Origin of the sequence: Photobacterium carnosum (genome assembly GCF_002849605.1) — a bacterium.
In the GTDB taxonomy this organism is placed as follows: domain Bacteria; phylum Pseudomonadota; class Gammaproteobacteria; order Enterobacterales; family Vibrionaceae; genus Photobacterium; species Photobacterium carnosum.
Window position 1 is genome coordinate 22,184 of record NZ_NPIB01000019.1, and the last position, 13,989, is coordinate 36,172.

Annotated in this window: 13 protein-coding genes; 7 read left to right on the top strand and 6 right to left on the bottom strand. The window is 42.0% G+C overall.

Annotated elements, in window-relative coordinates; translation table 11 throughout:
* Nucleotides 1-204: 204 nt before the first annotated feature.
* On the top strand, nt 205-2,763 hold the full coding sequence (locus tag CIK00_RS14460; protein WP_101769535.1) for a class I adenylate cyclase: 2,559 nt from the start codon (nt 205-207) through the stop codon (nt 2,761-2,763).
* A gap of 83 nt (nt 2,764-2,846) precedes the next feature.
* Here the strand turns inward: CIK00_RS14460 and cyaY are convergent, their stop codons facing one another.
* Nucleotides 2,847-3,158, bottom strand: a complete 312-nt coding sequence (gene cyaY / locus CIK00_RS14465; RefSeq protein WP_101769536.1) for an iron donor protein CyaY — start codon at nt 3,156-3,158, stop codon at nt 2,847-2,849.
* 78 nt (nt 3,159-3,236) lie between these two features.
* Between cyaY and lptM the strand changes: the two genes are divergently transcribed.
* From lptM to yigB, 5 genes are read left to right on the top strand one after another with little or no spacing between them, the layout of a single operon-like run.
* Nucleotides 3,237-3,353 carry an LPS translocon maturation chaperone LptM gene (lptM, locus tag CIK00_RS14470; protein WP_080175487.1) on the top strand — a complete coding sequence of 39 codons (117 nt, stop codon included), beginning with the start codon at nt 3,237-3,239 and terminating at the stop codon, nt 3,351-3,353.
* Between the two features lie 60 nt (nt 3,354-3,413).
* The gene (gene lysA / locus CIK00_RS14475) at nt 3,414-4,664 is read left to right on the top strand and encodes a diaminopimelate decarboxylase (protein WP_101769589.1); all 1,251 of its coding nucleotides are present in this window, start codon (nt 3,414-3,416) and stop codon (nt 4,662-4,664) included.
* 38 nt (nt 4,665-4,702) lie between these two features.
* Nucleotides 4,703-5,533, top strand: coding sequence for a diaminopimelate epimerase (dapF, locus tag CIK00_RS14480; protein WP_101769537.1), 831 nt, complete (start codon nt 4,703-4,705; stop codon nt 5,531-5,533).
* A gap of 37 nt (nt 5,534-5,570) precedes the next feature.
* A complete protein-coding gene (gene xerC / locus CIK00_RS14485; RefSeq protein WP_101769590.1) occupies nt 5,571-6,494 on the top strand; it encodes a tyrosine recombinase XerC in 924 nt (307 codons plus the stop codon).
* Nucleotides 6,495-6,519: 25 nt separating this feature from the next.
* Nucleotides 6,520-7,248: a 5-amino-6-(5-phospho-D-ribitylamino)uracil phosphatase YigB gene (yigB, locus tag CIK00_RS14490; protein WP_101769538.1), complete on the top strand. Its 729-nt coding sequence runs from the start codon at nt 6,520-6,522 to the stop codon at nt 7,246-7,248.
* A gap of 52 nt (nt 7,249-7,300) precedes the next feature.
* On the opposite strand, the gene CIK00_RS14495 is transcribed toward yigB, so the two are convergent.
* Genes CIK00_RS14495 through CIK00_RS14510 form a run of 4 tightly spaced genes read right to left on the bottom strand, consistent with a single transcriptional unit; the run spans nt 7,301 to nt 9,673 of the window.
* The gene (locus tag CIK00_RS14495) at nt 7,301-7,759 is read right to left on the bottom strand and encodes a DoxX family protein (protein ID WP_101769539.1); all 459 of its coding nucleotides are present in this window, start codon (nt 7,757-7,759) and stop codon (nt 7,301-7,303) included.
* A complete protein-coding gene (locus CIK00_RS14500) occupies nt 7,752-8,555 on the bottom strand; it encodes an HvfC/BufC N-terminal domain-containing protein (RefSeq protein WP_167388567.1) in 804 nt (267 codons plus the stop codon). Before CIK00_RS14500 ends, CIK00_RS14495 begins: the two co-directional genes overlap by 8 nt.
* Entirely contained in the window at nt 8,530-9,393 is an 864-nt protein-coding gene (gene bufB / locus CIK00_RS14505) for an MNIO family bufferin maturase (protein ID WP_373322876.1), read from the bottom strand. The genes CIK00_RS14500 and bufB overlap by 26 nt, the downstream gene beginning before the upstream one ends.
* A gap of 4 nt (nt 9,394-9,397) precedes the next feature.
* The gene (locus CIK00_RS14510; protein WP_101769542.1) at nt 9,398-9,673 is read right to left on the bottom strand and encodes a BufA1 family periplasmic bufferin-type metallophore; all 276 of its coding nucleotides are present in this window, start codon (nt 9,671-9,673) and stop codon (nt 9,398-9,400) included.
* A gap of 247 nt (nt 9,674-9,920) precedes the next feature.
* Here CIK00_RS14510 and uvrD point away from each other — a divergent pair, with 247 nt between their 5' ends.
* Nucleotides 9,921-12,092, top strand: coding sequence for a DNA helicase II (gene uvrD, locus CIK00_RS14515; RefSeq protein WP_101769543.1), 2,172 nt, complete (start codon nt 9,921-9,923; stop codon nt 12,090-12,092).
* A 70-nt stretch (nt 12,093-12,162) separates the two neighbouring features.
* On the opposite strand, the gene ggt is transcribed toward uvrD, so the two are convergent.
* Nucleotides 12,163-13,926: a gamma-glutamyltransferase gene (gene ggt, locus CIK00_RS14520; protein ID WP_101769544.1), complete on the bottom strand. Its 1,764-nt coding sequence runs from the start codon at nt 13,924-13,926 to the stop codon at nt 12,163-12,165.
* Nucleotides 13,927-13,989 lie beyond the last annotated feature (63 nt).

Sequence of the window (13,989 nt, forward strand, 5' to 3'; positions counted from 1 at the left end):
ATTGTTAGTTATTACGACGATGTAGGGTCTGACGATTATGGATGAATCATAGGCAGTTGTTATTGGGCATGCTTGGCATTATCTTTACCGTCGGCATTAAAAATGATACATTGATCACGTTTTTTTCTCATTTCGAATAAAATTTACGCTATTAATGGCAAAACTGCGGGCCGCACTAATACTGCTAGCTCTTGGAAGAGTAATTTGCAAAATTATATCAAGACGCTAAAAGGTAGACTGGATTCATTGACTGAGCTTCGTATTGAACGAGCGCGTTTAGCAATGAGTGAGCTGTCGGTACAGATTTTTGATCTGTTACCTGTCTTATTACATTATAACCACCCAGCCTTGCCCGGGTATCTTGATCAACAAGTGCCGCAGGGAATTGCGCATTTTGTCGTGACTGACGTGCAACAGCAATTTGTTAATAATTGTGCGCGTACAGCAAAAATGCCGATTGACCCGATCTTGGTTGCTGATACCGACTGCCCAATTACTGGCCTTTACGCCATGGGTAGTACTTCTTCTATGGGACAAAGTCTCACCAGCGATCTCGATATTTGGGTGTGCATCCCCACTTCATTAAACTGTCAAAGCCGAGAAATTCTCGATAATAAATGTAGCTTGGTTTCTCAATGGGCGATGGAACAAGGGGTTGAAGCTAACTTCTTTTTGATCGACGAAAACCGTTTCCGTGAAAATTTTTCTGAAGCCATGACCGGTGAAAACTGTGGCTCAAGTCAGCATTTATTATTGTTAGATGAATTTTATCGTTCAGCCGTGTGTTTGGCTGGATTACCGCTATTATGGTTTATGGTGCCGCCAGAGATGGAAGAGTGCTATGACCAATATATCGATGATCTGGTTGCGAAAGGGCATATTCAGCGCGACCAATGGATTGATTTTGGTGGCTTGATGCGTATTCCTGCCGAAGAATATTTTGGTTCCAGTTTGTGGCAGTTATATAAAAGTATCGATTCTCCGTATAAATCGGTATTAAAAGCTATTTTGCTTGAAGCTTATTCATGGGAATACCCGCATACACAATTATTAAGCCTTGATGGTAAGCGTCGTTTCTTTGCTGAAGATCGCAGTGAATACTGTATGGATGCTTACTATTTAATGCTTGAAAAAGTAACCCGTTATTTAGAACGCATTGATGATCATCGTCGTCTCGATTTGGTGCGTCGTTGTTTTTATCTTAAAACCCATGAGAAATTAACTCGCAAGCCCGCATCTGGTTCGGTAGTGTGGCGTCGACAGGCGTTGCAACATTTAACTGAGCAATGGCAATGGTCAACGGATGTTGTCGCAGCACTTGATAATCGCCGTAATTGGAAGGTCTCTCTGGTTAAGCAGGCCCATAATGAGCTGCTTGATGCGTTGATGCTTAGTTATCGAAATCTTATTCGCTTTGCTCGTCGTAATGATATTACTTCAGCTATTAGTCCTGAAGATATCAGTATTCTTGCGCGTAAATTATATGCTGCGTTTGAGGTATTGCCAGGTAAGGTAACGTTATTAAATCCGCAAATATCGCCAGATTTACATGAACCTGATTTAAGCTTTATTCAGGTACCTGAGGGGCGAACTAATACTGCAGGTTGGTATTTATATAAGCAGCCGATAGAGGCGAAATATATTTTAGGTCAACCATCATTAGAGCATAACCGCTACTTATCTAAATTAGTTGCGTGGAGTTATTTTAATGGTTTGCTAACAGAATCGACCCATTTGCATACGGTGGCACGTAATGCTGATATGGATTTGGATAAGTTATATCAGTTGGTCAGTGATATTCGTAATACCTTTCCAATTCGTCGTCCACACCCTGGTCTACAAGCATTATCAAGCCCGTGTGAGATTCGCCAATTAGGTTTGTTTGTTAATTTAGAAAACGATCCAACCACAGAGCTTAAAAATCGCTCAGTACGGTTTGATTTTAAAACCACCGATATATTCAGTTATGGCCCTGAGCAAAAATGCTTAGTGGGTAGTGTGGATTTGGTTTACCGTAATTCGTGGAATGAAGTACGAACGCTAAACTTCAGTGGCAAAAATGCGATGTTGGATGCTTTAAAAACCATGTTAGGTAAAATGCACCACGATGCTATTCCTCCAGAAGCGATTGATGTGTTCTGTTATAGCAAACATATGCGTGGTTTAATTCGTAATGTGGTTTATCAATTGGTGGCTGAGTGTATTGAAATGCGCTTAAAACCCGTTGAAGAGGAAAAGCGCCGTCGTTTTAAAGCCGTACATATGGCTGATGAAACGTATGGTTTATTCTTTGAACGTCGTGGCGTTTCAGTGCAGCGACTTGAAAATTCAGTCGATTTTTATAGCTGTATTTCATCAAATAAAGTCAGTGATATTCCGAAAGTAGTGATGGGTAAAACCGATGAACCACATCCGCCTGAAATTGTTGATGCTTATGCCAGTGAAGGTTTGATTCAATTCTTTTTTGAAGATTGTGACCAAGGTTTCAATATCTATATTCTAGATGAAACCAATCAAATGGAAGTGTATCGTCAGTGTAATGGTAATAAAGATGAAATGGTCCATGGTGTGAATCGTTTCTATACTTCATCACAAGATCGTTTTAGTTACAGTGCTAATTTTATCAATTTTAATTTGCCGCAGTTTTACAATATTGCTCATAATGATAAAGGTGAGTTACAAGTATTGCCGTTTAAGAGTGGTCAAGTTCCTCGTCGTCAAGATAATAGTGAATCAACAAATAATGGTATTCGCTTAAATTAACGATATTGATAATGATGTATTTTAAAAAAAGCCTTCATTATTATTGAAGGCTTTTTTTATGGCAGTTATTAGAGAAAAACGCATTACCAAGCGACAGTCTCACCTGCATGTATGCTGCACTCTTGTTTAAGTAGCGCAAATAATTCTTTATCGCTACGGGTACAACGCCACTCATTACCGGTGTATTTAAAATGGTAACCACCTGATTTTGAAGCTAACCATAGTTCATGTAATGGTTCTTGGCGATTAATGACAATTTGGCTACGGTTGGCAAATTCTAATGTTAGTACGTTACCTGTAGTTTCAGGTTCAATATCTACACCTGATTCATCAATGCCTTCTTCGATTTGCATCAGTGCCAGATCAGCCAGTTGGTGAAATTCAGTATCATTCATACTATTACGTCCTATTGCATTTCTTATTCTTGGTGCGATTATAGAGGTCATTGAAATGATTATCACTGGCTTTGAATTATGCACAAAGGTTTATTAGCAATTTTGGTCTTAGGATCGTTAATTTTAACTGGCTGTGGTCAAAGTGGCCCACTGTACATGCCAAAAGATGCACCACAACAACATCAACCACAATAATATTGTTGCGATGATGATTTAGTCGCAGTTCAATAGTCAACAAGACAGGGAATGAAAGCATTGGATTACTTTAATTACCAGCAAGATGGACAACTATGGGCGGAAGACGTCGCATTGGCCGAGTTAGCGACACAATATGGCACACCGCTTTATGTTTACTCTCGTGCAACGTTAGAACGTCATTGGCATGCTTTTGATCAAGCGGTCGCCACTCACCCGCATTTGATTTGTTATGCGGTAAAAGCGAACTCTAACCTTGGGGTGTTGAATATCCTCGCACGTTTAGGTTCAGGGTTTGATATTGTGTCTTTGGGCGAGTTAGAGCGCGTATTAGCTGCTGGTGGCGATCCGGCTAAAGTGGTTTTTTCTGGTGTAGGTAAAACAATAGCAGAAATGGAACGCGCACTTGAGCTGGGAATTAAATGTTTTAATGTTGAATCTGAGCCTGAATTAGAACGCTTGAATTATGTTGCGGGTCAATTAGGGAAAATTGCCCCAATTTCACTACGTATTAACCCTGATGTTGATGCCAATACTCACCCTTATATTTCAACGGGGCTACGCGATAATAAATTTGGTATTGCGCGTGAACGTGCGCTTGAAGTATATCAATTAGCACAGCAATTACCGCACCTTAACGTGGTTGGAATGGATTGCCATATTGGTTCACAGTTGACGGAAGTAAAACCTTTTATTGATGCAACTGAACGTTTGTTAGCATTAGTTGATGAATTGAAATCGGTTGGGATTGAGATTAAACATTTAGATCTCGGTGGTGGCTTAGGGGTGACGTATAACGATGAGCAACCGCCATTACCTGCTGAGTATGCGACCGCTTTATTGTCTCGTTTAGCCATTTATCCAGAGCTGGAATTAATTTTTGAGCCTGGGCGTGCGATTGCTGCTAATGCTGGAGTATTGCTGACCAAAGTTGAATTTTTAAAGCATACTCAATATAAAAATTTTGCCATTATTGATGCGGCGATGAATGATTTGATTCGACCGACATTGTATTCAGCATGGCAAGATATTGTGCCTGTGATCCCTCGTCAGGGTGAACATCAGTGTTATGATTTAGTGGGGCCTATTTGTGAAACAGGTGACTTTATTGGTAAAGATCGCCATTTATGTTTAGCACCGAATGACTTACTTGCTGTAAGGTCTGCGGGTGCTTATGGTTTCGTAATGGCCTCTAATTATAATTCTCGTCCTCGTGTTGCTGAAGTAATGGTTGATGGTCGACAAGTACATTTAGTGCGTGCGCGTGAAACGTTAGAGCAACTTTGGCAGCATGAATATCTTGTTGAATGATTGTCGTCGCAACTGAAGCTTAATAATTAAGGAACATCATGCAGATTAACTTTTCCAAAATGCATGGGCTCGGCAATGATTTTGTTGTTGTAGATTGTGTTACGCAAAATGTATTTTTTTCTCCCGATGCGATTCGCCGTTTAGCCGATCGTCATCGTGGTATTGGTTTTGACCAATTATTGGTGGTTGAGCCGCCGTATGATCCTGAAACGGATTTTCACTACCGTATTTTTAATGCAGATGGTAGTGAAGTTGAACAATGCGGTAATGGTGCACGTTGTTTTGCGCGCTTTGTCTCAATGAAAGGACTAACTAATAAATATCATATTTCCGTGAGTACTAAAGCGGGGAAAATGGTGTTAAAGCTCGAAAGTGATGGCCAAGTTACGGTCAATATGGGTGTGCCCAATTTTGAACCTGCTAAAATTCCGATGCGAGCGAAGCAGGCAGAAAAAACGTATTTGTTACGTGTGGGTGAGCAAACACTATTTTGTGGTGCGGTTAGTATGGGCAATCCACATTGTGTCACTATTGTTGATGATGTTGACACTGCGGCTGTTGAAACATTAGGACCATTACTTGAGTCACACGAACGTTTTCCTGATCGTGTTAATGCTGGTTTCATGGAAGTGATTGATCGCGGTACGGTTAAATTACGGGTGTATGAGCGCGGTGCAGGTGAAACTCAAGCTTGTGGTAGTGGTGCTTGTGCAGCGGTTGCGATTGGTCAGAGCCAAGGCTTACTCGATGAAAATGTTAAAGTCTGCTTACCGGGTGGTAATTTATATATTCGCTGGGCGGGTGAAGGCAAACCGTTATTTATGACAGGTCCTGTTGCCCATGTGTTTGATGGTCAATTTATTCAATAGTAGTATTTAATCGTGGTTATTATTATTAATGCCACGAATGACCGAGGTTTCTGTGACTACGCTTCCCCCAAGTTTTGAACAACCTTTAGCGCTTTTTTATGAATATCTGCGTAGTGAGCGTGAATTTAGCATTCATACTCAGCAAAATTATAAACGCCAATTAACCTGTATAGCCGAACAATTGTTAGAACTTGGGGTTGAAAACTGGCAACAAGTCGATGCAGGTTGGGTACGGCAAATTGCCAGTAAAGGGATGCGTAGTGGTCTTAAAGCCAGTAGTTTGGCGATGCGGTTATCTGCATTACGTAGTTTTTTTGATTATTTAGTGCGTCAACAAATATTGCCCGCCAATCCCGCCAAAGGGGTATCTGCACCACGTAAAGCGCGACCATTACCTAAAAATCTTGATGTTGATGAAATGAATCAATTACTTGATGTTAAGGATGACGATCCATTAGCCATTCGTGATCGGGCGATAATGGAATTGATGTATGGCGCTGGCTTACGTCTATCTGAATTAGTTAATTTGAATGTGCGTGATATTAGTTTAACCAAAGGCGATTTACGGGTCATTGGTAAAGGTGATAAAGAACGGATTGTGCCATTTGCAGGTTTAGCTCGTGAATGGGTTGCTAATTGGCTTAAATTACGTGGCAATATTGCTCATGCCGATGAAACAGGATTGTTTGTGTCTAAACTTGGACATCGCATTTCAAACCGCAATGTTCAAAAAAGAATGGCTGAATGGGGCCAGAAGCAGGCCGTATCAAGCCATATTAATCCGCATAAATTACGCCATAGTTTTGCGACACATATGTTGGAATCCAGTGGTGATTTACGTGCAGTACAAGAATTATTGGGCCATGCGAATTTAACCACCACTCAAATTTATACCCATCTTGATTTTCAGCATTTAGCGAAAGTTTACGATGCTGCTCATCCTCGCGCCAAACGCCGTTAATGCTTTATCACGTTTAGGAACAACCATGCAATTTTATCGTCAATTAGGCCAGATTAATGCCCTTACGTTTGATCTTGATGACACGCTATATGATAACCATCCGGTGATTGTACGTGCAGAACAAGCGATGTTTGACTGGTTAGCTCAGCTATTACCCGCTTCAATGGTGATCAGGCGTGATGATTGGCAGCGATTAAAGCAGCAACTTGCCGCGGTTGATTCTAGTTTGATCCATGATGTTAGTGCATGGCGGTATGAAGCGTTAAAAATTAACTTTATGCAGTTAGGATGGCGACTTAAAGACGCTGAATTAGCTGCGCGCCAAGGGCTAGAGTTAGTATTGGTTGAGCGCAATAAAGTTGATGTTCCCGCTGAAACACATCGCGTGTTAGCGTTACTGAGCGCGAAATTACCCTTGGTGGGGATCACTAATGGTAATGTCGATCCGCAAAAGATTGGTTTGGCCGATTATTTTAGTGCCATTTACCAAGCCGGACGTGATGGATTAGCCAAGCCGAAAGCGGATTTATTTACCTGTGCCATTGATCATTTAAATATTCCGGCTGAACAAATTTTGCACGTGGGTGATCATCTGCATACGGATGTTTTTGGCGCCAAACTACATGGTTTACAAGCTTGTTGGTATAACGATCAGCAGCGAGTATTAACGTCGACAACGGGTAATTGTTTACCTGATATTGAAATTAGTGCGCTTGCTGAATTATTACCATTGGTCGGCTTAACCGCAGAGTAAATGTCCACGATTTAGCACCCATCGCGATTAGCCTTGTTGGGTGCTCAGCCGTTTACGGTATTATATTGCTATTACGATAATGCTGATTTATCCAGTGATCGACTGAGAGTTTTCCTGCGCCCCAAAATACGGTAACTAATAACATCATTCCCCATAATTGGTGATCATAAAATCCTTGCGCCCATAACGCGGGGTATGACACTACTGCAATAACATTAAAGCCAAATAATAATATTGCCATCGGCCGTGTAAATAGCCCGAGCACTAAAAAAATCGGCACGATTAATTCAGTCGCGGTTCCAGTATAGGCGGCCCATTGCCAAGGTAAGATTGGTACCTGATATTCGTACTCAAACAAATAGAGCGTGCTATCCCAACTGCCATATTTAATCAGTCCGGATTTAAAGAACGCACTGGCAACCCATACTCGGCAAAAAAGTAATAATAGTGGTTGTAGCGGTTGTACGAGCTGCTGAAAAAAAACGTCGATGGTGCGAATAAATTTAAGCATCATTATTCACCTTACGAATATCGTCAATTAAGTGGTGGTGTAATAACTGTGGTAGCAGATTTAATTGCGTCGGTGTTAAGGCTGCAATTGGGCATTGCTGCTGACAGTCCGTTACTAAAGTGACTAATTCTGGCGTGACATGTTGCTGCCAAATTTGCCATTGGTAATGTTGCATCAGGGCTGTTTGCGGTTGATTAATATTTAATGTCGCTAATTGCTGTTGTTGGTGGTCATCATTGGTTTGATTAACGATTTCCCACAGTGACACCACCGCATATTGGCTGCTAAAGGTGTCAGTTGAGATTGGAATATGAAAATAATATTGCTGCGGAGTAATGTGACTAGCTTGATGTTCGAGTTGACGTAATTTCGCTAACGGTAGGTTGCCAGCGTGACAAGCTAAGCGGCTGACACAATCACGTTGCCATTCTAGCCGAGCCAAGTCGACCAAATAAGGCAGAGTGGAAACCAATGTCGGTTGAGCGGCGATGGTATCGTTAAAGTGAGCGCCATAAACGGTGACATCCCCTTGTGGTAGCGGATGATTAAGAATGTGCTGTCGCGCGAGGAGGTTGAAACAATCGTCACCAATCATGGCGCTCACAGTGGAATAGACACTTGCCAGAATGTCGGTTAAGCCAATAATAAAATTATTACAGTACAGTTGTAGCCGTTGCTCTGCACTAAAATGATCATTGACGACGGTAGTGGCTAAATCATGTGGTTGATAATGCAATGCCGCCGCAAATTGATGTTGTAATTGCTGCAAATTAAGCGTGGTTGCTGATGGTGGCATTGGCGTACTCCTTCTCGATAATTGCTTGAGCCTTATTTGCTTCAGCCAATAAGATTGCCAGTGGGGGAATATCAGCATCCCATTCAATTAAGGTTGGCGTCTCGCTACCATGATTACGGATCCACTGTTGATACAATTGCCATACTTCATCACTGACAGGTTGGCTATGCGTATCAATCCAGATCTCACCGTGAGGTAGCTGTTTACGAATAAAGCCAGCAAGGTGTATTTCTTGTACTACAGCTGGATTGATCGCGGCTAAATACGTTTGGCAATCAAAACCATGGTTAAAACTACTGACATGAATATTGTTTAAATCTAATAACAACCCGCAGTCCGTTCGTTGTTGTACCGCCATTAAAAATTCCCACTCAGGAATGGTTGAGTGTTGAAACTGCAAATAACTCGATGGGTTTTCAATTAACATTTGCCGTTGGAGTACGTCTTGAACTTGAATCACTTTATCGCAAAAATTATTCAAGGCTTCTTCGGTGTAGGGCAGCGGTAATAAGTCATTAAAATAGTGACCATTAACCGAACTCCAACTGAGGTGATCTGAAATTAAAAATGGCTCTGTTTCGGTGATTAATTGTTTGAGCTGTTGTAAATGTTGAATATTAAGCGGATCGTCCGAGCCTAATGACAGCCCAATGCCATGACAGCTAATGGGGTAATTTGATTGTAATTGACGTAGTTGTTGGCGTGCTAAGGAATGGGGGTTGAAATAATTTTCGCTATGAATTTCTAACCACCCAAGTTGTGGCCGTTGAGTGATTATTTCAATAATATGAGGCGAGCGTAAGCCCACCCCAATAGATTGCTGAGATGAAAAATTCACTAAGTTACGCCTCCTTAGTTGAACCACCATGGAGGCGATCACAGAGTCCTTTGGGTACAACTACAAACGCATCTTTTTGAGCATCTTCTTTGGCTGAACCTGCGCAAGAACTGGTTTTAGTGGCGCAATCATTTTTGCCAGCTTTACTAACGCCATAACATTTTTCTTTGGCCATTTTTTTGTCCATTCCGTCAGCAACGGCTGCTGTTGACGCGAGTGTTCCCGCTAATGCAATTAATCCAGTCATTACTGAGGCTAAGGCAATATTGGTCTTTTTCATGATAATTCCTTGATTATGATTAAGTGTTGGTTTGCTGTGATGTGGTGTTTTTTTAATAGCGTTAATACGCTCTCAGAATAATAGACAGGACAACTGCATAATTTATTACACTGAGATGTTAATTATTTTAATTGATATGTTGCTTTTGTGTTTCTGAATTTTGCGAAAATCGCAATAAAGATACCGAAGCAATCTTTATTGGGGCTGGTATAATCACCAGCATTGTATAAATAACCAGTAGATAGCGATGGACGTTTCACTTCTATTAGATGGACTCAATGATAAACAACGCGAGGCGGTGGCTGCGCCGTTGGGTAATCACTTAGTATTGGCGGGAGCAGGCAGCGGTAAAACCCGTGTGCTCGTGCATCGTATTGCTTGGTTGTTGGCAGTTGAACAAGCTTCCCCATACTCGATTATGTCGGTAACGTTTACCAATAAAGCGGCGGCAGAAATGCGGGGGCGTATTAATGAATTAATGCATGGTTCAAGTGCCGGCATGTGGAATGGTACTTTCCACGGCTTATGTCACCGTATGCTTCGCGCGCATTATTTAGATGCACGTCTGCCTGACGATTTTAACATTTTAGATTCTGATGATCAGATGCGGTTATTACGCCGTTTGATTAAAGCGCAGAATTTAGATGAAAAACATTGGCCTGCCCGTCAAGGTGCTTGGTATATCAATGCCAAGAAAGATGAAGGCTTACGTCCACAGCACGTTGAAACCTATAACGATCCGGTTGAAAAAACATGGTTACGCATTTATACCGCTTATCAAGAAGCGTGTGATCGTGCGGGTCTGGTTGATTTTGCAGAATTATTATTGCGTTCGTTTGAGTTATTACGTGATAACAAACATATTCGTGAACATTACCAAGCGCGTTTTAAACATATTTTGGTGGATGAGTTTCAAGATACCAACAATATTCAATTTGCGTGGCTACGGTTAATGGCGGGTCCTGATTGTCATGTGATGATTGTCGGTGATGATGACCAATCTATTTATGGTTGGCGTGGCGCACAAGTTGAAAATATTCAACGTTTTCTAAATGATTTCAGCAATGCATCATCGATATTTTTAGAGCAGAATTACCGTTCGACGGCCAATATTCTTAATGCTGCTAATGAATTAATTGCTAATAATACTGCCCGTATGGGTAAAAATTTGTGGACTGAAGATGGCGATGGCGAGCTGATTTCTTTGTATTCTGCCTTTAATGAACTCGATGAAGCACGGTTCGCTGTAGGTAAAATCAAAGAGTGGCGTGAACAAGGTGGAAGCCTTAGTGATACTGCCTTCTTATACCGCAGTAATGCCCAATCGCGAGTATTAGAAGAAGCATTGATTCAGGCAGGAATGCCGTATCGTATTTATGGCGGTATGCGTTTCTTCGAGCGCCAAGAAATTAAAGATGCGTTGGCTTATTTGCGTCTTATGGGTAATCGTAATGATGATGCTTCATTTGAACGCGTCGTCAATACGCCAACACGTGGTTTAGGTGAGCGTACCTTAGAAACGATTCGCTTAACTGCGCGCGATCGTGGCTTAACCATGTGGCAATCAAGTCTAATGTTATTAGATGAGAAAGTACTGGCGGGACGTGCGGCAAATGCATTACAGCGTTTTATTGAATTGATTAATGCGTTAGAAGATGACACCGCTGAATTGCCAATGTACCAACAGACGGATGATGTTATTCGTCACTCTGGTTTACGGGCAATGTATGAACAAGAAAAAGGCGAAAAAGCCCAAGCGCGAATCGAAAACTTAGAAGAATTAGTGACCGCAACCCGTCAGTTTGAAATTCCAGAAGAAGCGGCAGAAATGAGCCCGTTATCAGCCTTTTTAGCCCATGCGGCGTTAGAAGCCGGTGATGGTCAAGCGGATGCCTTTGAAGATGCGGTGCAATTAATGACAATGCACAGTGCCAAAGGCTTAGAATTCCCCGTGGTGTTTATGGTTGGCGTTGAAGAGGGAATGTTCCCAAGTTCACGGACTCTTGAAGAAGCCGATCGGTTAGAAGAAGAGCGTCGCTTGTGTTATGTCGGTATGACACGGGCAATGAAGAAGCTATATATCACTTATGCAGAAATGCGACGTTTATATGGCAAAGATAATTTCCATAAGCCATCGCGTTTTATTCGTGAAATTCCTGAGCAATATGTTGAGGAAGTACGAATGAAGGCACAAGTGTCACGTCCTGTGAGCAGTGGCCGTTTTAGCCAAACCCAAGTGAATAATAACTTCAATGAAACCGGTTTTAGTTTAGGGCAGCGAGTACAGCATCCTAAATTTGGTGAAGGGACGATCATTAACTTTGAAGGCAGTGGCGCGCAAAGCCGTGTGCAAGTGGCCTTTAATGGTGAGGGTATTAAGTGGTTAGTGACCCAATACGCTAAGTTAACCGCCCTATAATATCCTTTGAATAAATAAGCCCGCCAGTGATGACTTTTATGGTTAATCATTGGCGGGCTTTTTTATGTGTTTATTGAGCGATGACTTTACCTTCGCGGCGCGGATCGGCTGCTCCAATTAACTGCTTTGGCGCAATACTGATCGCTTGAATACCCGAGTTAAGATCTTTGACTGCGGTTTTATAACCTAATTGCTCAAACTTAGGTGCCCACGCTGTAGCTGAAGTATTTTGCTCAAGTTCAAAGGGACCAAAGCGATTATTGATGTTAGGTAAGTTAATGGCTTGCTGTAAATCCATCCCCCAATCAAGGTAAGCCACTAAGGTTTTGGCAATATAACCAATAATTTGACTGCCACCAGGCGATCCAATCGCTAATACGGGCTGATTATTGTACATGACAATCGTCGGTGCCATTGATGAACGCGGTCTTTTTCCTGGTTCAATTCGATTTGCAATGGGTTTGCCATCAATGTGGCTGCGAAATGAAAAATCGGTTAATTCATTATTAAGTAAGAAGCCACCGACCATTAACCGTGAACCAAAACTGTTTTCAATGGTTGAGGTCATAGAGACCACGTTACCTTGGCGATCAACAATCGCAAAATGGGTAGTAGACGGTAATTCGATGGCTTCATCAGTCGTTTGAAGATTGGCATAATCCCATGGTGGCGATCCTGCTTCGACGCTGATTAATTTTTTATTGGTGGCTAATAATTGCGCCCGCTGATGAATGTAAGCCGGATCAAGTAGGCCTTTTGTTGGCATCGGTACATAGTCACTGTCTGCCATATAACGGCCGCGATCAGCAAACGCTAATCGAGATGCATCACCAATTAAACGCCAGCTATTAATATTATTAGCGCCCATTGTCGCTAAAGGATAATGGCTAAGCATGCCCATAATTTGGCCGAGGGTTAATGCGCCTGAGCTGGGTGGTCCCATGCCACAAATTTGATATTGGTGATAAGGGGCGCATATTGGAGCCCGTTGTTTAACCTTATAACTGGCTAAATCAATGCTGCTGAGTACCCCTGGATTACCGATAGCATTTTGAACGGTATTAACTATCTCTCGTGCAATATCCCCTTGATAAAATGCTTTTTGACCATAATCGGCAATTTTACGTAGGGTATCGGCATAAGGTTGATTAATTAATTTTTGGCCGGCTTGAATTGGCTGACCTTGGGCATCAAAAAAATAATTTTTAGTGACAGGCCAGCGTTGTAAATGAGTGGCATCTTTCGCGACTAATGCGGCTAAACGAGGGCTCACAATAAAGCCATTTTTAGCCAGTCTGATGGCAGGTTGAAACAGTTTTTTCCAGTCTAATTGCCCGTATTGCTGGTGGCTATTCCACAATAATTTAATCGTACCGGGTGTACCAACAGAGCGGCCGCCGACAACGGCATCATAAAATGCTAAAGGTTGCCCATTTTTATCCTGAAATAGGCGTGGTGTTACCGCAAACGGTGCTGTTTCGCGCCCATCAAAGGTCGTCATTTGGTGATTATCGCTATCCCAATACACTAAAAAGCCACCGCCACCAATGCCGGATGATTGCGGTTCAACCAAGCCTAAAACTAATTGGGTGGCGACCATAGCATCAATAGCATTCCCTCCCTGACGTAACATTGCCGCACCCGCTTCACTAGCATAATGATTGGCACTAGCAATCATCCATTGTTGTCCGCTCACTAACTGAGATTGCTGGTGAGAAACACTGGTCTCAGGTGCAATAGCATCACTGATTTGTTGTGCGATTGCGGTAAAAGAGGGGACTGAACAGCAACCAATCGTGAGTAAACGTAACCATGATGGTGTGATTTTTAGCATGACAGATCCTTGTTATCAATAACACAACAGTGGGGAATAGTATGTTTGTCTTAAGTGTAATTA